Source organism: Flavobacterium sp. 38-13 (assembly GCF_001899155.1).
GTDB lineage: Bacteria > Bacteroidota > Bacteroidia > Flavobacteriales > Flavobacteriaceae > Flavobacterium > Flavobacterium lindanitolerans.
This window is the reverse complement of sequence record NZ_MKVG01000015.1, coordinates 279-21,781: the sequence shown is the minus strand read 5'-3', so window position 1 is coordinate 21,781 and position 21,503 is coordinate 279. Positions and strand designations below refer to the sequence as shown.

17 protein-coding genes are annotated in these 21,503 nt (G+C 37.2%); 11 read left to right on the top strand and 6 right to left on the bottom strand.

The window, feature by feature from the left end:
- Nucleotides 1–24: 24 nt before the first annotated feature.
- Together BGO88_RS10215 and BGO88_RS10210 are read right to left on the bottom strand one after the other, a co-directional pair.
- On the bottom strand, nt 25–2,307 hold the full coding sequence (locus tag BGO88_RS10215) for a multicopper oxidase family protein (protein ID WP_286706800.1): 2,283 nt from the start codon (nt 2,305–2,307) through the stop codon (nt 25–27).
- An 11-nt stretch (nt 2,308–2,318) separates the two neighbouring features.
- On the bottom strand, nt 2,319–3,164 hold the full coding sequence (locus BGO88_RS10210) for a DUF3347 domain-containing protein (RefSeq protein ID WP_286706799.1): 846 nt from the start codon (nt 3,162–3,164) through the stop codon (nt 2,319–2,321).
- A 729-nt stretch (nt 3,165–3,893) separates the two neighbouring features.
- Here BGO88_RS10210 and BGO88_RS10205 point away from each other — a divergent pair.
- From BGO88_RS10205 to BGO88_RS10190, 4 genes are all read left to right on the top strand, one after another.
- Nucleotides 3,894–5,990 (top strand): glycoside hydrolase family 97 protein, encoded by a 2,097-nt coding sequence (locus tag BGO88_RS10205; protein WP_286706798.1) that lies wholly within the window; start codon nt 3,894–3,896, stop codon nt 5,988–5,990.
- A 131-nt stretch (nt 5,991–6,121) separates the two neighbouring features.
- Complete coding sequence (locus BGO88_RS10200) at nt 6,122–6,922, top strand: TIGR00266 family protein (protein ID WP_286706797.1); 801 nt, start codon at nt 6,122–6,124, stop codon at nt 6,920–6,922.
- 44 nt (nt 6,923–6,966) lie between these two features.
- On the top strand, nt 6,967–7,422 hold the full coding sequence (locus BGO88_RS10195) for a DUF2750 domain-containing protein (RefSeq protein WP_056073454.1): 456 nt from the start codon (nt 6,967–6,969) through the stop codon (nt 7,420–7,422).
- A gap of 122 nt (nt 7,423–7,544) precedes the next feature.
- Entirely contained in the window at nt 7,545–9,860 is a 2,316-nt protein-coding gene (locus BGO88_RS10190; protein ID WP_286706796.1) for a mechanosensitive ion channel family protein, read from the top strand.
- 102 nt (nt 9,861–9,962) lie between these two features.
- Here the strand turns inward: BGO88_RS10190 and BGO88_RS10185 are convergent, their stop codons facing one another.
- Entirely contained in the window at nt 9,963–10,589 is a 627-nt protein-coding gene (locus tag BGO88_RS10185; protein WP_286706795.1) for a matrixin family metalloprotease, read from the bottom strand.
- On the bottom strand, nt 10,579–12,327 hold the full coding sequence (locus BGO88_RS10180) for a DUF885 domain-containing protein (RefSeq protein WP_286706794.1): 1,749 nt from the start codon (nt 12,325–12,327) through the stop codon (nt 10,579–10,581). The genes BGO88_RS10185 and BGO88_RS10180 overlap by 11 nt, the downstream gene beginning before the upstream one ends.
- Nucleotides 12,328–12,971: 644 nt before the next feature.
- Here BGO88_RS10180 and BGO88_RS10175 point away from each other — a divergent pair.
- Nucleotides 12,972–13,532, top strand: coding sequence for a DUF6642 family protein (locus BGO88_RS10175; protein ID WP_286706793.1), 561 nt, complete (start codon nt 12,972–12,974; stop codon nt 13,530–13,532).
- A gap of 18 nt (nt 13,533–13,550) precedes the next feature.
- Complete coding sequence (locus BGO88_RS10170; protein WP_286706792.1) at nt 13,551–13,913, top strand: hypothetical protein; 363 nt, start codon at nt 13,551–13,553, stop codon at nt 13,911–13,913.
- A 48-nt stretch (nt 13,914–13,961) separates the two neighbouring features.
- Here BGO88_RS10170 and BGO88_RS10165 read toward each other — a convergent pair whose 3' ends face one another.
- On the bottom strand, nt 13,962–15,407 hold the full coding sequence (locus tag BGO88_RS10165) for a glycosyltransferase family 2 protein (RefSeq protein WP_286706791.1): 1,446 nt from the start codon (nt 15,405–15,407) through the stop codon (nt 13,962–13,964).
- A gap of 317 nt (nt 15,408–15,724) precedes the next feature.
- Between BGO88_RS10165 and BGO88_RS10160 the strand changes: the two genes are divergently transcribed.
- From BGO88_RS10160 to BGO88_RS10150, 3 genes are read left to right on the top strand one after another with little or no spacing between them, the layout of a single operon-like run.
- Nucleotides 15,725–16,057: a PadR family transcriptional regulator gene (locus BGO88_RS10160; RefSeq protein ID WP_286706790.1), complete on the top strand. Its 333-nt coding sequence runs from the start codon at nt 15,725–15,727 to the stop codon at nt 16,055–16,057.
- A gap of 2 nt (nt 16,058–16,059) precedes the next feature.
- The gene (locus tag BGO88_RS10155; RefSeq protein ID WP_286706789.1) at nt 16,060–16,656 is read left to right on the top strand and encodes a hypothetical protein; all 597 of its coding nucleotides are present in this window, start codon (nt 16,060–16,062) and stop codon (nt 16,654–16,656) included.
- Nucleotides 16,657–16,658: 2 nt separating this feature from the next.
- Complete coding sequence (locus BGO88_RS10150) at nt 16,659–17,972, top strand: serine hydrolase domain-containing protein (RefSeq protein ID WP_286706788.1); 1,314 nt, start codon at nt 16,659–16,661, stop codon at nt 17,970–17,972.
- A gap of 77 nt (nt 17,973–18,049) precedes the next feature.
- Here the strand turns inward: BGO88_RS10150 and BGO88_RS10145 are convergent, their stop codons facing one another.
- Nucleotides 18,050–20,026 carry an alpha-ketoacid dehydrogenase subunit alpha/beta gene (locus BGO88_RS10145; protein ID WP_286706787.1) on the bottom strand — a complete coding sequence of 659 codons (1,977 nt, stop codon included), beginning with the start codon at nt 20,024–20,026 and terminating at the stop codon, nt 18,050–18,052.
- A gap of 192 nt (nt 20,027–20,218) precedes the next feature.
- Between BGO88_RS10145 and BGO88_RS10140 the strand changes: the two genes are divergently transcribed.
- Nucleotides 20,219–21,169 (top strand): isopenicillin N synthase family dioxygenase, encoded by a 951-nt coding sequence (locus BGO88_RS10140; protein WP_056073437.1) that lies wholly within the window; start codon nt 20,219–20,221, stop codon nt 21,167–21,169.
- 98 nt (nt 21,170–21,267) lie between these two features.
- The coding region (locus BGO88_RS10135) for a GxxExxY protein (RefSeq protein ID WP_286706786.1) at nt 21,268–21,503 on the top strand (236 nt) is incomplete at its 3' end.

Here is a 21,503-nt window from a genome sequence, read left to right as displayed (position 1 = left end):
TGGAGGCCTTTTATTTTGGATTTATTAATAATTAAGTACAAAGCCTACTCCAAAGCCCATATCACTGTCATAATGTGTACGGACACCCATATTTTTATTGAGTACATATCGCAGGTCGACCATATATTCCAAATCGGTATTGGCCATAAAACCGGCACGCAATCTTTTGGAAATAGGAATATCTTCCCGCATTAACTGCAATCGGGCAATCCCATCATGATAAACTTCTGCCTGAAAGTTCACGAGCATTGGCAGTGTGTATACAAATCCTAAACTCACCGCACTTCGGCTATCTTTCTTGTTTTTTTGCCCGAATATGTTCTTTTCGTGTTCATCCTCACCCATTCTTCTGTAACGCCAGTCAAAACCGATAAAAGGCATAAACCATTGCATTTTTCCAATAAAGCGGCCCAAATGGGTTTCTACCTCATACCCATGCATATCGTTGTAACCCAATCGCCACTCCGTTCCTAATGACCATCTCGCGTTCTGAAGCATAGCTTCCCCATCATTACCATTTGTTGCAAAATCATTCTGGGCCATAAAATGCGGCATATTACTTTCTCTTTGCAGCATCTTATAGGCTTTTGCCTTATCTGGAAGATACGGATTTTCATAATCGCCAACAGCAAAAACACGATTCATCCCAGCCATCATATGGTACAAAATATGGCAGTGAAAAAACCAATCACCTTCTTCATTGGCTAAAAATTCAATAGTATTGGTTTCCATCGGCATAATATCCATTACATTCTTAAGCGGTGCGTTTTCTCCTTTTCCATTAATTATTCTGAAATCAAAGCCATGCAGGTGCATTGGGTGGCGCATCATGGAATTATTGTAGATAGTGATGCGCAATACTTCTCCCTTTTTAACTGGAATCTTGTCGGTTTCCGAAAGAATTTTATTGTCCATGCTCCACACATAACGGTTCATATTTCCGGTAAGCGTAAATTTTAATTCCTTTACCGGGGCTTCTTTTGGCAGAACCGTATTGTAAGGCGATTTCAGCATAGCATAATTCAGAGTCACGATATCCGCTAAAGCATTCGCATTATAACGATTCGGGTCATTATCCATGTTCATTGCATGCTGACTGTGGTCGGTTTTTTGTTTGGTATCCTTTTGTTTGGCATCACCTGTAATTTCAGGATACATCACTACATTCATATCCATCTGATTCAGGCTCATGTTCATTCCCATATCATCCAAATCGCCGTTCATTTTCATCATATCGTTCATCATCTTCATTCCCTCAAAATATTTTAACCGGGGAAGCGGAGAAATAAGCTGTTTGACGCCATTCCCAATAAAATAGCTTGCCGACTGCGTCCTGTCTTCTGTAGTGGCTAAAAACTCATAAGAAAGTCCTTCCTCCGGTATGGTAACCACCACATCATACGTTTCTGATACTGCAATTATCAATCTATCCACTTCTATTGGTTCAACATCATTACCGTCACTGGCCACTACAGTCATCTTACCTCCCGCATAGCGAAGCCAGAAATAGGATGAGGCGCCGCCGTTTGAAATGCGAAGTCTTACCTTATCGCCTGCTTTTAGTTTTTTGCCATCAAAACTTTTTAAATCGGTAGAATTGGCTCCATTGATTAATATCTTATCATAATAAACGTCGCTTACATCCATGGCAAGCATGCGTTTCCATTCGTTTTTAAGCTTGGTTTTGAAATGGCCTTCCCGTATGGCTTCAACATATGATTGTGTTGCTCCTTTTTTTATCGCAGCCCAATCATTGGCATTATGAAGCATCCTGTCAATATTATCCGGATTGAGATTGGTCCATTCACTTAAAATTATAGGAACCGTTGGCAGGTCGTCTATTCCTTTCCGAAACGTTTTATCGTCTTCCCGTTTTTTCATCACAAAATTACCATACATTCCAATCTGTTCCTGCAAACCGGAATGCGAATGATACCAGTGCGTACCATTCTGAATGATTGGAAAACGATAAGTATATACAGCACCGGGAGCTATAGGCTCCTGCGTAAGATAAGGAACTCCATCTTCTTTGTTTGGCAAAAACACGCCATGCCAATGCAGTGATGTACTTTCTTTTAATTGATTATGTACTACAATTTCAGCTATATCGCCTTCAGTAAACGTAAGTGTTGGCATCGGAATCTGTCCGTTGACAGCAATTGCTCTTTTTTCTTTACCTGCGTAATTTACCAGAGTATCTTTTACATAAAGGTCATAACGGACTACTTTTTGTGCATGCAAACTGCCTGCTGTCAGCATAACTAACAGCAGTAGCAATTTGGCTGGATTATAGTTCTTTATATCCATTATTTCACTTTTTACTTTATCGTTTCAACTGTCTTGCCACAAGTCAGCATCTGCGAACCATAATAAGGATTCTTAACTGCGTTTTCCTTGCTTAGCCAATTGGCACCTTTGCCATCATTCGCCATAGGACAAAATTGATAATAAACCGGGACCTCATATTTTGAAACCTTAAGCAATTCATACACGCTTTTTGACAAGGTAATAAAGTGGTCTCTCTGGTGTTTTGCATCCGTAGTTTCTACAATATGCTCTGCATCCTCTTTCAGGTTATTCAGAACTTTCATCCAGACATTATGCTCCTCAGTATTCAACTCATTCATCTTTACTGCAGTTACGGCTTTAACCAAACCTTTGGCTTTTTCAGAAGCTAATTTCCCATCCGTTTTTACCAAAGCATCCTTAACATCAAAATAATTATCAAAAACAGCTTTCAGACTCTGGTTCTTCTGTTCAGTTGCCTTCATATCATGTCCTGAATGTCCGGTATGTGCCATTTCTGTTTTAGCACTCGTCTTTATGGCACGTTCATATTGACAGCATTCCGGAAGTTTTGCATAAACATCATCGGGAGCTCGGAATGAGTCACTGTCATATCCTGCCAGGGCAATGCGTTTTAAAACAGCATCCAGATTAGTAGCCTTCTGGTCATAGGCAATAGCAGCCATCTTGGTATCTTTATTCCATTCGACTTTGGCTATTTTATTGATATTTCCGGCTTTTTCAATAGTGCTTTTGCACATATTGCAATTACCATAGATTTTTACGTTTTCTTTTTTCTCGTTTTTGATTTGTGCCTCACAGGCAGTAAATACAAATACCATGGCAAATGTTGCCATTATTTTAGATAATGATTTCATTAGATTAATTTTTTAGGTATACTACTAAGCTTATTGTTATCGATTAGACAGACTTATGGCTGTCACAAAAGGATATTAGCTTATTTTGGGAGGTTGCCAGATGGAATGAAAACCCGAAGCAAAGCCTGCTTCTGTATGGTAAAATCCCAATCTTTTTTCTGTTAAGGCAAATAAATTGCTGTTAAATTCCGGAAGTATAAAAAAAGCAGCTGCATTTACACAGGAAACCGGACATATACAGGAAGCATGTTTACACTTTCCTTTACAATTATGAGAAGTGCTGTTTTTATCACAACAGTTCTCTTTCTGTTTTTTGTGAGCAGTTATTTCCTTACTGCAGTTTTTTTTCTGAGAAGATTTGTTGCAGGCGTACGAAGACTCGGGCATCATGAAGATTCCGAATATAATAAGCAGCATAAAATACAGTTTTCTCATTTCTACAGAAAAAGTAAGTTCAAAATTATAGATTTATTTTGAGTTCTTCACTAAGTATTTGTTAAAACAATTTTAGAAAAATGCTTTTTGCCCATTTTTTTACGGCTTTTAGAACAAGATTGATAAAAATAAGCTAATCAGCACTATTACGCCCCAATTTATTTGAAATTATAGTATTTTTGGCAGGAACATACTATCCTATAGGCTCTCGGTTTATCATATACTTAGTGAGGAAGTTTTGAAGAACGCTTTTAGAGACTTGAGAATTTACTATTATTAACAAACTAAAATCTTATGAAAAGACTACTGTCTGCCTTTCTCCTTATGGCATGTTGTGTCATAAATGCCCAACAGATTGCGTCGCCCGACCAAAATCTTGAATTAAAATTTGGCCTTTCCTCTAAAGGAGAACCTACTTATGAACTGACTTACAAGAAAAAAGCAGTTATCAAGACCAGCAAATTAGGTCTTGAACTGAAAAACGGCACTTCATTTCTGGATGGTTTCCAGATTGACAAAACGGAAAAGAACACTTTTGATGAAACATGGAGTCCGGTTCTTGGGGAACAAAAAAACATCCGTAACCACTATAATGAGCTTTTGGTTACATTGAGCCAGAAAGCTGCAAACGGACGCTTTATCAAAATTCGCTTTCGTCTGTTCAATGACGGACTCGGATTCCGATATGAATTTCCGGAACAGAAAAACCTAAACCATTTTGTTATCAAAGAAGAGAAAACACAGTTTGCTCTGGCCGGAGACCATAAAGCTTTTTGGCTTCCGGGCGACTATGATACGCAGGAATACAGCACGGTAACTTCAAATCTTTCCGAAGTGAGGGGAAAGATGAAGGCAGCTGTAACACCAAATGCTTCACAAACGACTTTCTCCCCTACCGGATTGCAAACGCCATTGATGATGAAAAGCAAGGACGGATTGTATATCAATATCCACGAAGCAGCATTGGTCGATTACTCCTGTATGTCGCTTAATCTTGACGACAGCAATATGATATTGGAATCGTGGCTGACACCCGATGCTATTGGAGACAAAGGTTATCTTCAGGCACCAACACAATCGCCATGGAGAACTATTGTGGTAAGTGACAAAGCAGCCGACATACTCGCATCAAAATTAATCCTTAACCTGAACGAACCTACAAAATATAAGGATGTTTCCTGGATAAAACCTGTGAAATATGTAGGCGTTTGGTGGGAAATGATTACAGGAAAAAGTTCCTGGGCCTATACTGATTTGGAAAGTGTACAATTAGGTGTAACCGATTATTCCAAAACCAAACCTAACGGGAAGCATGCTGCCAACACAGCCCATGTAAAAGAATATATTGATTTTGCTTCCAAGCATGGTTTTGATGCCGTGCTTGTGGAAGGCTGGAACGAAGGCTGGGAAGACTGGTTTGGAAAATCCAAAGATTATGTTTTTGATTTCGTGACGCCTTATCCTGATTTTGACGTAAAGGAACTTCACCGTTATGCCGCATCAAAAGGTGTCAAAATGATGATGCACCATGAAACATCAGGCTCTGTCACAAATTATGAACGCCATATGGACAAAGCCTACCAGTTTATGGTTGATAATGGCTATAACTCTGTTAAAAGCGGCTATGTAGGTGACATTATCCCAAGAGGAGAATTCCATTACAGCCAAACCATGATTGACCACTACCTTTATGCCATCAAAAAAGCTGCCGAATATAAAATTATGGTAAATGCCCACGAAGCAGTACGACCAACCGGATTAAGCCGAACTTATCCAAACTTAATCGGTAATGAATCTGCAAGAGGAACCGAATACGAATCATTTGGAGGAAATAATCCTGACCATACTACTATCCTGCCATTTACACGATTAATGGGCGGGCCTATGGATTATACACCGGGCATTTTCCAAACTAAAATCAGTGCTTATAATCCGGAAAACAATTCTTTTGTACATACAACTTTGGCAAAACAACTGGCATTGTATGTTACGATGTACAGTCCGTTACAAATGGCTGCCGACCTTCCTGAAACCTATAACAAATTCCTTGATGCTTTCCAGTTTATCAAGGATGTGGCTGTAGACTGGGATGACACCTATATATTAGAAGCCGAACCTGGAGATTATATTACAATTGCACGTAAGGCAAAAGGAAAAAATGAATGGTTTGTAGGCGGTATTTCGGATGAAAATCCAAGAACAGCCGAAGTTACTTTCGACTACCTTCCAAAAGGAAAAACATTTACGGCTATTATCTATGCCGACGGAAAAGAGGCCAGCTATGACAAAAATCCGCAAAGCTATAGCATACGAACCGTTAAGGTAAACTCAAAGACCAAACTGAAGCAGCCAATAGCGCCGGGCGGTGGTTTTGCCATCAGTATTAAATAATTTTTGGTTACAATTTAAAAGGAGCAAGTTGATTTGCTCCTTTTTTTATACCTTTAATTTTGACGAATCAATTGTAACATTTTTACGGCAAATCCTACCTATTAAATAATCAAATCAAAAAACTATACAAAATGACATCACACGAAATTGACTATCAGATTTATGGCGAAGAAATGCAATATGTGGAAATCGAACTGGATCCACAGGAAGCCGTAGTTGCCGAAGCAGGAAGCTTTATGATGATGGATAATGGCATTGCAATGGACACTATTTTTGGTGATGGTTCCAACCAAAACCAGGGCGTTATGGGCAAGCTGTTTTCTGCCGGAAAAAGACTTCTTACAGGAGAAAGCCTTTTTATGACAGTATTTCTCAATCAATATCATGCAAAACGCAAGGTAAGTTTTGCCTCTCCTTATCCCGGAAAAATCGTACCTATTGACCTGACAGAATACGGCGGGCGTTTTATCTGCCAGAAAGATGCTTTCCTTTGCGCGGCTAAAGGTGTTACCGTTGGTATTGAGTTTTCACGAAAACTCGGACGCGGACTCTTTGGGGGTGAAGGTTTTATCATGCAGAAACTGGAAGGTGACGGAATGGCATTTGTACATGCCGGAGGAACATTAGCCCGAAAAGAACTGGCTCAGGGTGAAACGCTTAAAGTTGATACCGGCTGTATTGTTGGATTTACCCAAAATGTTGATTATGATATTCAGTTCGTTGGCGGTATCAAGAATACTATTTTTGGCGGCGAAGGTTTATTTTATGCCACACTAACAGGACCGGGAATTGTCTACATTCAATCACTTCCATTTAGCAGACTTGCAGGAAGAGTCTGGGCTGCCGCACCTCAGGGAGGCGGGAAAAACAGAGACGAAGGAAGCATTTTAGGTGGTATCGGGAATCTTTTAGACGGAGACAACAGGTTTTAGAATCCTGTAAAATTGCTACATTTACACATACAAAATATCACACCATGATTCAGGATGTACTAGAGCTGCAACAGCGCCACGAAGATTTCATCAAAAATATCTGCCAGACAGAAATCGTATTCGGACTTGAAAATAATGTAGGGTTTGCTACACTCGACTCTACAAACTATGAGAATGAAAATGGAAAACCTATGCCCGTGATGTGTTTTTGGTCTGACCGAAACAAAGCGCTTGCCTGTGCTAAAGACAAATGGAAACAATACAGACCTGCTGAAATAAAACTATCTGAATTTATTGAAGAATGGTGTGTTGGGATGTATAACGAAGGACTTCTGGCAGGCACTGATTTTGACGAAAACAAGCAAGGCAACGAATCAGACGCTTTAGAATTGTTGTTGGAAATCACTGCCGAACTGGAATCATTGGGGAAAGAACCCGAATTTAAAAAATTTGAAAACCTTGCCGATTTAGAGGAACAAATCCGGGAAATTTTAGAATAAACGAATCCATTCTATACAAACAAAAATCAATCATTAGTTTCGTATTTAGCATGAGAAATAAAACTTTGTTTAAATCGTTTCCACACAACCCCACCCTACTCCTCCTGTTTGTTTTATTCCTTATGACAGGAAAGGTTACAGCACAGGAAAAAGAAAAAACAGCAACAAACCAACCAACCGACAGTAAAAACAAACCTTCTGTGTTTGCTGAAGATGAACTGGCTGCCAGCGACTATCTTGTTTCTATTGAAAGAGCAGGCGAAATGCTTGACAATGCTAAAAGTAAAGGTGCTTTGGATGCAGGAGTCTTGTTTCTTCTTGGAGAAATGCAACAGACAGAAAAAGCCTTAAAACTTATTGATTCAAATCTTGGAGCAAAAAATAACGGTAATGTCCGCAATCAGCAGATGTATGGCAAAATCCTGTTAGAACTGCAGCAAAAATTTGAAAACTATTGGACCAGGTTAAACGAAAGTGACGAAAGGATTGTCAAAATCCGGAAAGGAAATAAGGCCATTATAAATGATACAGTTTTTAGAAAACTTATCAAGGACAGCCTTCTTATCAAAGAATTCCGTCCACAGCTCAAAGAATTAAAAAATAAATGGGTTACAACAGATAGTCTTTTAAGAGCCAATATTGACTCGCTTAACAACTGGAAAAAAGGCATCGTCGAAAAAAGAATGTTGGTTTCAAAAGACCTTATCCTTGTTAACGAACGACTGAACAAATCCGGGGTTTCGCTTCTGGGCAATGAACATCCACATTTGTGGGACAGCAATGGTGACAATCAGCAGCAAATGCAAACCTATTTCCAGGAAAAATTCAATGCCGAACAAAAAGCATTTTCCTATTATTTCGGTTACAGCTTTGGCAGTACTTTTATGTTGCTGGTATTGGGTGGACTATTATTATGGTGGATTAGTTTTAACCTGAAATATTTAAAAAGAGTACATCAGATGGAATCGCTGGAAATTTTCCAATTCCGCTATCTGAATCAGGGAGCCATATTACCGGTTATCGTGTTAATACTTAATATAGCCATTGCCATTAACCTGTATGCTCCTGCCCTTTTTATTGAATTTACACACCTGATACTCCTGATTGTATTGACGATACTGTTCAAAAAAGTATGGTTACCAAAGGCTTTCCGAAACTGGCTTTTACTGGTTGCGCTATTTGTCATGTTCGGCTTTATGGACCTCTTTGTTGAAGTAAGCCGAATCCAGCGTTGTATTTTTATTCTGGTCAATCTTGCCAGCATCCGCTTCGGACTCGCTTATCTGAAAACCATACAGGAAGAAATGTATATCAAAGGCCTTTTAAAATATGCCAAAATCCTGTTCCTGACATTGAACATATTGGCCGTGTTTTTTAATGTATTTGGCCGTGTTTCCTTAGCACATACGCTAAGTCTGGCCGCTGTTATTGCATTGACACAGGTTATAGCCCTTTCCGTATTCCTAAAAATTATATTGGAGATGATAACGCTTCAAATTTATGCCATACGCATCCGCAGGGGAATTGTGAAAATTTTTGACTTCAGGAATCTTGAAAAAAACCTCAAAAAACCATTCATGCTTCTCATTGTTTATTTATGGATAATTGTCATTGCTTCCAATTTGAATCTTTCCAATATATTTTATGACTCCATCTCATCGCTGCTCACCACACAAAACAAAATAGGTAATTTCTCCTTTACGGTAGGTAATATATTGTTATTCCTGTTAATCGTCTGGATTGCCCATATCATCCAGAAATATGTGGCTTACTTTTTTGGTGAGATTGACGATGAAGACGAAGAAACCATCAACAAAAAACAGCACTCCAAATTATTGATTACACGGCTTCTGCTACTTATTTTAGGCTATCTGCTGGCCATTTCTGCCGCCGGAATTCCTTTGGATAAGATTACTATTGTTTTAGGAGCATTGGGTGTTGGAGTTGGTTTAGGATTGCAGAATATTGTCAACAATTTTGTGTCGGGTGTAATCCTGATTTTTGACAAGCCCATCCAGATTGGTGATGTGATTGATGTAGGCTCCCAATCCGGAAGAGTAAAAACCATAGGTTTGAGAACCACTAAAATTGATACTTCTAATGGTGCCGAAGTTATTGTTCCTAATGGAAACATTTTGTCGCAAAATATCGTCAATTGGACCTATACCAATAATTCCAAGTTAGTTGACATGAGTTTTACATTACAGGGAGAAATCTCTCAGGAACAAATAAAAGCAACAATTATTAGCTCTATCAAAGAGATTCCAACAATTTATTCTGAAAAAGAGCCCCGGCTTTTTTACAACTTTATTTCTGATACCAAATACCAGCTAAAAATTCAGTTCTGGTGCAATATCTATAGAACTGAAGCAGCCATTAGTGAAGCAAGAATCGTACTTTATGAAGAGTTTAAAAAACAAGGCGTTAGTTTTGAGTAAGGTGATTTCCCGAATAGGTCTATATTAAAAACTTTGCGGCCCTGCGTGTCTTTGCGTGAAATAATTGCTCGCAAAGACGCAGGGCCGCAAAGCATAATATATTTAAAACCCTATTTCTTGCCTGCAATCCTCACATAAAGAAAGACTTTCATTGTCAATAGTAGCAATACTTTCAACAGCATCTGTCATTACGCATTTTTTATTTTTGCAATGCGGCAACCCTAAATTATGTCCGAGTTCATGGATGGTTATTTTTTTTAATCGCTCCAGTCGGACATTCGGATTTTTATGATGCAATCTAAATGTAGAAATAATACAGCTTTTTCCCGGACAAAATCCAAGCCCCATCACTCCCCAATCTGTATATTTTGAGGCAGGTTTTATAACTTCTCCACTACTTTCTCTCTTTGTGGTCGAAATATCTTTTACTGTCAGGCCAACAACAAAATCCAAAGAATCGGGCAAGTTCCGCTTTTGTATCCTGATAATACTGTCTGCTCTATAACGAGGCGATTTTATATTTACATAGGCTTGTTTGTATATCTCCTTATGAGGAAGAATGACAGTTCTTACATTATAAAAACTGTCAATTACCTCTGCCATAAGCGTAACCTGTTGTTTAGGAAATGCTCCATAAGGTTGTATGCCTACTATTTTTTGGTTGTTTTTTTGACACGAAAAAAGAATAACCAGAAAGATAAGGAGCAGATAAAGCCGCTTACTTTTCATTTTTCATTAATTCCTTGATGTATTTGACAGGAGCACTTCCATAACTCAGGAATTTTTCATGAAAATGTTTCAGGTTAAAATTCTTGCCTTGCTGTTTTTTCAACTGTTCTCTAAAATCATAGATTTCTGTATAGCCGGTAAAATAAGAACAAAGTTGTACTTGTGACAATGTTACGCGTTTCCATTTCCCTTCTGCTTCCGCATCCTGTTGGAACGCTTCCTTGGTGAGCAGATGAATGCCTTCTTCTTTTGACATATTTCGGCTATGCACGCTGTTGTCCAAAATAGTATTGCAGATTGTTCTCAGATTCCACTTATAATACATCAGCCACATTTCATCTGAATTTTTATAGCCGCTTTCCAACATCATCCTTTCCGTATAAACTGCCCAACCTTCAATCATGGCTCCATTTCCTAAAATAGCCTTGATAATACTTGGGGACTGATTGCTGTAGACCAATTGAGTATAATGTCCCGGAATAGCCTCGTGGATATTTAATATCTGTAAAATGTAATCATTATATTCCCTTAAGTAGCTTTCCGCATCAGCCGCAGACCAACCGGAAAGGCTTCCAACATTATAATAAGTATTGCCGTTTTTGTCATAAGGACCAGGTGCTGAGATTGAAGCTCCTGCCACACCTGCCATATAATCCGGCTCTTTTCGAACAACCAAAGGCTTGGACGGGTCAATATAAATAAGGTCTTTGGTCTTGACGTAGGCTGTCAGTTCCGGAATCTGCTTCTCAATTTCAGACTGGAATTTTTCAGGTGTGGTGTGCTGTAATGATATTTTGTCGATTACCTGTTTGATAAGTTCCAGCTTATCGGCAGGTTTTGGCGCATTACCTAAATATTTGCTCCATAGCTTGTCGGCCAAAACAAACATTTTGTCATGCAATTCTTTTTTCTGCTCTATCGCTTTTTGATATATCTGCTCCGCATTATAACCGGACTGAATGTCAAAATCAAACTTTTTTGCATAGAGTTCTTTTCCAAGTCGGAAAGAACGAGGTGATTTATTATCCAGCTTCTGCAACCAGGCAGCATAGTCCTGAATGGCCTTTACAGATGTTTTTACCTTTGTCAGAATGGCTTCTTTTTCTTCTTTTCCTAATTTGCTTTTTGCAACGGCAGCTTTGAGGTCGGTTTCAAAAACAGAGACACCTCCCAGATTTTGGGCAATGGCCAACTGCGTATGTTCAAGAGTAGGATTCTTAATATTCTTCTTCGCCGCTTCATAATAGGCCGGAATATTATCCATTTTAAGACTGATGTTTTTCAGGCGTGCTTCAAGCGAATCGTAATTTCCATTCAGCATTTCTGCAAAAGAACCACTTACGTTATAGGCAGAAGGGTCCCATTCGTCTGATTTTACTTCCTTGATATTAAAAACAATAGATTCCAGAAGATTTTTAATCATATGGTAATCGGTCTTGTTATTATCTGACAGATTTTCTAAAGAATATTTTTTTAATGAATCCAGCTGAATGGCAGAAAACTGTAACTGTTTTTGCTCATAGGCATCGTCAGGAATCAGCAACACACTATCGTATTTGTGATAACCCTGGCTAGAAGCCCAGCCCGGATTGAGTTTCCATAACTCATCCACAAAATGTTCTTTATAGTTTTCAAAATGAATATCTGAAAACTCTTCTGCAACCGTATCGGTCTTGACTGTCATATTACAGGAATAAAGAGAAGCCAAAACAACTAACGAGAGGAATGTTTTTTTCATAGTAAAGAAATAAATTAAGGCTTAAAGATAAGAAAATGTTTATGAGAAGGAATTATTTAAAATTTTATAAAACTTTGGATAAATTTGATAGGTTCATCAACAAAACTCTAACTAATGGAAAACATTAAAAATAAACAACATTATAAGTTCATTATCTTTTCTTTTATCTTGATAAACACATGGACTTTGTATGGCTTTTTTGACTATTTCACTGATAAAGATTTGATATTTCATGGTCTGGGACTATTTATATTTTATATATATAGTATTTTCTCTTGTCTTATTCTTGGGGCCATATTAATTCTTCTGAGAATTTTATATTTCAAAAAAGAACGAAAAGATAAATTAAGAACAAATTTCTTTTATCTTTTTACCGGCATTTTCAATACTTATATTTTTATTGTCTGGGTTGTCTGTCTTTCTCTAAAAATATTACCAATTAACGACCCGTTAATATTTTATTTATTAGGTAACATGGTAATTTCCATATTTATCCTTTTGGACATTTATTATAAAAAGAATCTGAAAACGACAAACCATGCAGTTGTTCGAGATATTTAACCTTTATTTATATATAACAAATAAAAAGACGAACTAATAACCGCCAAATAAAAACTATCTTTGTTATATCCTACACCTATTTTATGGATAATGACAAATTCATCTTCTGTCTTGAAGCAGTACCGGATATCGATTCAGAAAGCACGACAACAACTTTTAAAAGTTTAGAAAAACTGGCTCTTCAAACAGGCATTGACAGTATTTACAAAACCTGTGATACGATAGAAGGGTTAGAAGAAAGCCTGAATGCTTTATTGTATGAAGACCATAATTTCAAAAATTATGAAATTATCTATTTAGTCGTTCCCGGCGAAGGAAATACTATCTGCCTGAATAACTATTACTATAGCCTTGAAGAAATTGCCGAACTCTTTGAAGGAAAAATGAAAGGGAAAATCCTGCATTTTGCCAATACCAAATCTTTGAATTTAGACCAAGAAGAAGCGCAATATTTTTTAGATGTTAGCGGAGCCAAAGCTGTTTCCGGTTTTGGTTTACGCTCCGGCAAAGCAAACAGTAACCCGTTAGACAATGCCTTCTTTAGTTTTTGCCAGGATGAGGATAATGTTATTGAAATTGTAGAGCTATTGCATGAAAAATATTATGCAGCATGTAAGTTGCTAGATTTTAGGTTATATTATTAATATTAAAATAGAATAAAAATGATACTTGGAAGATTTTATTTAAAACGAACACAAGACAGAAATTTAATAGGTCAATTTTCTAATCAGGCTATGAATGAAAATACTACTGAAAATGCTATTTTTACTGGTAACGGAAGGATTGATGATGATTTTGTGGGTAATTATGACTCTACATGGGTGGATAATGGTGAAGGACAAAGAACATCAACTTTAGAAATACGGCTTATTCCCAATACTCAGCTCTACAGATTAACTTGGACAAATGCTAATGAAAGTATTGAATTTCACGGTGAAGGATTTGTAATTGATAATATGTTAATTGGTGATTATAGAGATTTAGAAATACAAAATTTAATAGGTAGTAGAAATTTAAGACAATAAAGCAAATACGCTTATTCTTTCGATGAATAAGCGTATTCTGTTTTATATTTAACGCGTAAGCCAGCCTCTTTTACCTGCTGTAGCTATAGCATATGGTGTAATCCAAAACAATCCAAACGTATATAAAATGCTATACGAATACGCCCATAATGATTCAGAAAAATTATGGCGTTTTGCATAAAAGAACACCGGAAAGCTTGAAAATATCAATATCCCTAAAAGCGTAGAACTAAAAAACAGTACCGGATGTATTAATATAAAATACAACATGAATAAAAGGAATGGATAAGCCATAGCAAGAGTTAGAAACTGATTTAAGAACATCAATCTTGCCCCTGCTTTCGATTCCTTTCTAAAGTTCTTAAACACAAATTTCGACATCATCAGATTTTCACGCACATTACTTCTTCCCCATCTGATAAACATTTTAGATAACCCTTCATATTTTTCAGGAACATTTGTAAGCACATAAGCATTTCTTTGGAACAACACATGATAACCCTGTTTTAGAATCATGTTGGTCATAGCGCGGTCTTCACCTATATCTGAAGCCTGTCCCATAAAAGTCTGGTTAATCCATTCCGGTAAACAAGCAAATACGGCTGAGCTTCTATAAGCCGCCAAGGCTCCCGGTGTACATAACACCGTACCAACCTTACTTTCTGCCGAACGGATAAATTCAAAACTCATCACAAAACTTACATTAAGCATTTTTGGAAGTATGGCTTTTTCATTGTTGAGCACTCTCACATTTCCTGCAACTGCACCGCAATTTTCATTGGTCACAAAAGGACTCACAAGATTTCTCAATGTATCGGTTTTAACGATAGAATCACTATCAATCGTAACAAATATTTCTCCTGTCCCCATATTAAATCCACGGTAAAGCGCATGACGTTTTCCTTTATTTTCAGGCTGTTGGTAAATAGACAAACGGTCTCCTAAACGCTTTTTGGCCTGTTGCATCCAATACCACGTATCGTCTTGGCTTCCATCATCAATTGCCAATAATTGCAGTTTTTCCTGTGGATAGTCGCTTTCCGCTATACTTAGTAAAGTATCCCATACAAGTTTACCTTCGTTATAAGCGGGAACTATTACCGTACAGGTTGGCAATAATTCATCTGTAACCGATTTTACAGGCTTGTATCTAAAATACAGGTAAATACTATAAAGTATAAAACCTGCCTTAAATAACAAGAGGGCACTTGCAAGAACCAGGAAAGGAAAGCCTATAGTAGAATTAAGCCTTTCAACATTAAACTGATAAAACTCCGGTTGCAGCTCATATACTAAATAAGTTCCAATAACCATCAACAGGAACGTGCCTGCCAATATCATGAGGTTTATTTTTTTCGGAGAACGAAAAAAGAGCATTTTTTCGAGTACAAGACTGTTTATCTGAAAGATAAAATTTGTCAGGCTTTGCTCATCTTGGCAGACCTCTTTTTTTGAAGAATAAAATTCTTTTGAAGTAATTGTTTCGCTTTTCATTGTCGTAAAATTGAGTTTAGTTAATGGTGGTGTATGGCGATTTCTTCTCTGTTTGTAAGATTTTCTTTTTGTGGAAAACCGTAGAATGTTATAAGAAAGAACTCACAACAACACGGTTAGCAAGTGCCATGCCATTTGAAAAAGCCCCTATAATCAGGGACATTTAACATTTTGTAAACAACCCCAAAGTGTAGACTTTTTTCACACTATTCCCCAACTCTCCTGTGGTTTTGGATAATTTGAATTGGCCATTTAGTATTCAAAAAAAATATAACAACAATACATTGTTATACTATGTATTTTGTTATATTTGCCTCATGAACGAAGAATATAAAAATAAATGGATATCACAATTGAAGAAAGGAACACTTTCTTTTATTGTGCTTAATATTCTGAATAAGGATAAAGAATATTATGGATACGACCTCATTAGTGAGATTAAAAGGATAACAGACATTGATATTGCAGAAGGCACATTATATCCTTTGCTTATCAGGCTGAAAAATGAAAATCTGGTCGAACACAATTGGGTAGAGCAGCAATCCGGTATTCCCAGAAAATACTATAGAATTACCAAAGAAGGAAAAGCTACAATAGCACAAATGAAAGCTTATTGGGACAATCTGAACCAAACTATCAATTCAATTTAATCATGAAATTTCAAGAAATCACATTTACAGATACGAATGCCCAAAGATTATATAAAGACTATATAGGCAGGGTCAAACATGCAATAAAAGACCTAAATAAAGAAAATCAACACGAAACGCTATTGGAAATAAACAGTCATATTTATGAAGCTTTTACCCTTTCTAAAACCAATGAAGTGGAAAGCCTGCTTGATATTTTCGACAAATTGGGGCGACCGGAAATTTTTCTGAAAGAACTAGTGGCAGAAAAAAGACTGGAAGAAGCCACAAAAACTTTTAATCCGGTAAAAATAATAAAGGCACTCTTCCTTAATATTACCAACGGAATAATGTACGTCATATTTTTGCTTTTATACCTGTCCTTATTCTCATTCCTCTTTTTGATTTTTGCTAAAATTTTTGATCCGGAAAACGTTGGCTTTTTCTATCGTAACAATGATATTTTCGTATTGGGAAAAATAAACAGCTCTACCCTTAATTACCAGCAATATGAACAATTGGGTAATTGGTTTATTCCAGTAATGGCTGTTTCTGCTTTTGTTTTATACATTATCATAACATTTCTCCTAAAATTTTCTAAAAGACTAAAAAACAAATAAATATGAAACTTAATCTATTTGCCGCCTGCTTTACTTTATGTATAACTACTGCAACTTTTTCCCAGTCTTTTGACAGCAAAAAACTAGACCGCTATCTGGAAACATTAGAAAGCCATAATAAATTGATGGGTAGCGTAGCTATTTCAAAAAACAATGCAATAATCTATAGCAAAACTGTCGGTTTTCAGAATATGGAAGATAAAACAAAAGCAGATAATAACACTATATACAGCATTGGCTCGATATCCAAAACATTTACAGCCGCCTTGGTACTCAAGGCAGTGGAGCAAAAAAAAGTCAGCCTGAATACAACAATTGACAAATTCTTTCCATCTGTTACCAATGCAAAAAAAATAACTGTTGAGAATTTATTAAACCACAGTAGCGGAATTGGGAGTTTTACAGATAATGCAGATTATCTTTCCTGGCATACCCAACCAAAATCCGAAAAAGAAATGCTGGAAATTATAACAAAAACAGGAAGCTATTTTGAGCCCGATACAAAATCGGCCTACAGCAACTCAAATTATGTACTGCTTTCGTATATTCTGGAACACATTTATAAGAAAAAATATTCCGAAATCCTTACCACTTACATAATTAAACCTTTACAGCTAAAAAACACATACTTCGAGCATTCTCTAAATACCGCTCACGAAGCCATATCCTATACATTTTCCACCGACTGGGATCTTCAGCCTAATACAGATGCTTCAATTCCTATGGGAGCAGGTGCCATACAAAGCAATGCGGCTGATTTGGTTAAATTCAGTGATGCCTTGTTCAATGGGAAAATTATCAATAAGGAAAGCATCGCAAAAATGAAAACCTTAAAGAACGATTATGGTTTGGGCCTGTTTGATTATACATTTGAAAACCATGCAGGAATTGGACATGACGGTGCAATAGACGGATATAAATCCATCTTCACAAATTTTGAAAATGACAAAATGAGTTATGCCATTACTTCTAATGCAACTAATTATAAGCTCGACCTGATAACAAATATTGTCAAAAGCGCCGCTTTTGGTAATGCTTACGAAATTCCAGAATTTAAAGCCATTCATATTACACCCGAAGAACTGGAGGCTTATACAGGAGTATATTCGGCTGAAGGGCTACCTTTCAAAATAACCATCGCAAGGCAAGAAAACAGGATTAGTGCGCAGGCTACAGGTCAGGCACCACTTCCTTTAGAAGCCACAGACAAAAACGTTTTCACTTTTGACAAGGCCGGCATCCAACTGACTTTCAAGTCAGATGCAAAAATGATATTAAAACAATCCGGCAGAGAAATCGAATTTAAAAAAGAATAAAAGTCCCCTATTTAGGCATAGATGGTCCAAATAAAAAAGGTGTAGAAAAATCTACACCTTTTTTATTGTAATATATTTTAATAAGCCATCAACTCTTTCAAAGCTTCTTCAAAACGTCCCTTTGACAAGAATTGATCTTCCAGTGCTTTTGTAAATGGAATTGGAGAATCCAGGCTCGACACGCGTTTTACCGGCCCGTCAAGATATTCAAAACAATTTTCCATAATCATGGCAGAAATATCGCTGGCTACACCACCAAACATCGTATCTTCCTGAAGAATAATTGCTTTTCCTGTCTTTTTTACAGAAGCATAAATCGCTTCCGTATCTAATGGCTGTAATGTTCTTAAATCTAACAAATCAGCAGAAATTTCCGGATTCTTAGCCAAAGTTTCCAAAGCCCAATGTACGGCAGCTCCAAAAGCAATGATTGTTATATCCTTACCTTCTTTCAGCAAAGAAGCTTTTCCCAGTGGAAGTGTGTAGTAATCTTTTGGCACATCCTGATAAATGCTTCTGTACAATAGTTTATGTTCAAAAAACAATACCGGATTCGGGTCATTAATAGAAGTATTCAAAAGTCCTTTGGCATCATACGGAAAAGCAGGATAAACCACTTTTAATCCCGGTGTTTTTGTAAACCATGCTTCATTAGTCTGTGAATGGAAGGGTCCTGCCTGAGTTCCACCGCCACAAGGCATTCTTACCACTACATCTGCTTTTTCCAGCCAACGGTAGTGTGATTTAGCCAAAAGGTTTACAATAGGATTAAAACCTGTTGATACGAAATCAGCAAACTGCATTTCAACAATAGCCTTATACCCGTTAATTGAAAGTCCCATTCCGGCAGATACCACGGCACTTTCACATATAGGTGTATTGATAATCCTTTCTTTTCCAAACTGGGCTACAAAACCGTCTGTAATCTTAAAAGCACCTCCATATTCGGCAATATCCTGCCCCATGATAACCAGATTTTCATGGCGTTCCATAGATTGTTTCAAGCTATTGGAAATCGCATCAATAAGACGAATATTTATCTTTTTATCTGAAGGAGTAACTTCTTCAAAATCATACGGTTTGTAAACATCATTTAATTCTTCTTCATAAGTAGCTGTGATTTCAGGTTCGGCTTGCACCATGGCCCAATTCTCATCAATTTCCTTTTTAATTTCAAAACGGATTTCATCATCTTGTTCCTGTGTAAGCACTCCCGCTTCTGAAAGAAATTTTCTGTAATTATCTACCGGGTCTTTAATAGCCCACATGTCCATCAATTCCTGTGGTACATATTTGGTGCCACTGGCCTCTTCATGGCCTCGCATTCTGAAAGTTTTAAATTCCAGCAAAACCGGTCTTGGATTTTCAATCATCGAAGCTTTCAGTTCTGATAGCTTGGTAAAAACTTCCAAAATATTGTTTCCGTCAATAATATGCGACTCCATTCCGTAACCTATGCCTCTATCAGCAAGGTTTTCGCAACGGTATTGCTCGTTGGTTGGTGTAGAAAGTCCGTAACCGTTGTTTTCAATTACAAACATCACAGGCAATTCCCATACCGAAGCAATATTCAATGCTTCGTGGAAATCTCCTTCGCTGGTAGCGCCTTCTCCCGTAAACACAGCCGTAACTTTTCCGTTCTTTTTTAATTTGTTAGCCAGGGCGATTCCATCGGCAATTCCCATCTGAGGACCCAAATGCGAAATCATTCCTATAATCTTATATTCTTGGGTTCCGAAGTGAAATGAACGGTCGCGCCCTTTAGTAAAACCATTAGCCTTTCCCTGCCATTGCGAAAATAATCGGTAAAGTGGAATGTCTCTTCCTGTAAAAACGCCAAGGTTTCTGTGCATTGGAAGGATATATTCATCCTTATCCAAAACAGCAGTAACACCACATGCTATTGCCTCCTGCCCGATTCCGGAAAACCATTTGGAAACTTTCCCTTGACGGATAAGAATCAGCATCTTTTCTTCAATCAATCGGGGCTTTAAAATTCTTTTATATAAATCTAATAATTGTTCGTTGGTTAGGTTTTTTCTGTCGAAATTCATAATAGTTACGAAAAGGTTTGCGCAATTTTTTAGCTCGCCCAAAAGTATAAAAAAATAACAGCATAAACTCTTAATGTTACAGAATTTTCTATTGTTAATAACTTTTGAAATTAAATTCTCAAAATAATCTATACATTTGTGATAACAAGGCTTGACGCCTAGCAAAGTTATTAACATATATTTTTAAAGAGTATGCAAAATATTCCTAGTGTTGACTTGCGTGATTTCCTTTCGGACGACCCGAAACGTAAACAAAAATTTGTAAATGAAATCGGAAAAGCTTTCGAAGACATAGGCTTCGTAGCATTAAAAGGTCATTTTTTAGATGACAAACTGGTAGATGAGCTGTATGGCGAAATCAGAAATTTCTTCGCCCTGCCATTAGAAACCAAAAGCAGTTATGAAATCCCTGGTATTGGAGGACAGCGTGGTTATGTTTCCTTTGGAAAAGAACACGCTAAAGGGAAAAAAGAAGGTGATTTGAAAGAATTCTGGCACTTTGGCCAGTATGTAGATAAAAATTCAAGATGGGCTGAAGAATATCCTGACAATGTTGAGGTTAAAGAATTACCTCGATTTAATGAAGTAGGAAAAGAGGCCTACCAGATGCTGGAAAAAACAGGAATTTATGTATTGAGAGCATTGGCATTACACTTAGGTCTGGACGAATTCTATTTCGACAAATATGCTGAAGAAGGAAATTCAATCTTACGCCCTATCCACTACCCGCCCATCACGCAAGAGCCGGAAAATGCTATCCGTGCCGCAGCACATGGCGATATCAACCTGATTACTTTATTGATGGGCGCTCAAGGTCGCGGACTTCAGGTGCAAAACCACAATGGCGACTGGATTGATGCTATTGCAGAACCAGACGAACTGGTAATCAATGTCGGCGATATGCTTTCAAGACATACCAATAACAAACTAAAATCTACCATTCACCAGGTAGTCAATCCTCCAAGAGAATTATGGGGAACTTCCCGTTATTCCATTCCGTTTTTTATGCACCCGGTAAGCGATATGCGTTTGGACTGCCTTGAAAACTGTATCGATGAAGAAAATCCAAAATTATACGAAGACATTTCAGCCGGAGAATTCCTGCACGAACGTTTGGTTGATTTGGGATTAATCAAAAAATAAGTTTTACATTTATACTTTATTAGAAAGACATTGAGTTTTGCTTGATGTCTTTTTGATTTTTTACAATACAAGATATTAGCCATGTAAATTTAAATGTTATGGAAACGAATGAACTGCTCCACAAGGAATTGACTGGAGATATCCTAAAACTATATTACGAAGTTTATAATGAATTGGGATATGGCTTTTTGGAAAGAGTTTATCAAAATGCTCTCTTTTATGAACTGAAATCCAACGGTTTTAAAGTTGAAGCCCAAAAAAGGATTCCGGTTTGTTATAAAAACATGATTGTTGGGGACTATTTTGCTGACTTGATAGTAAATGACAGTGTAAT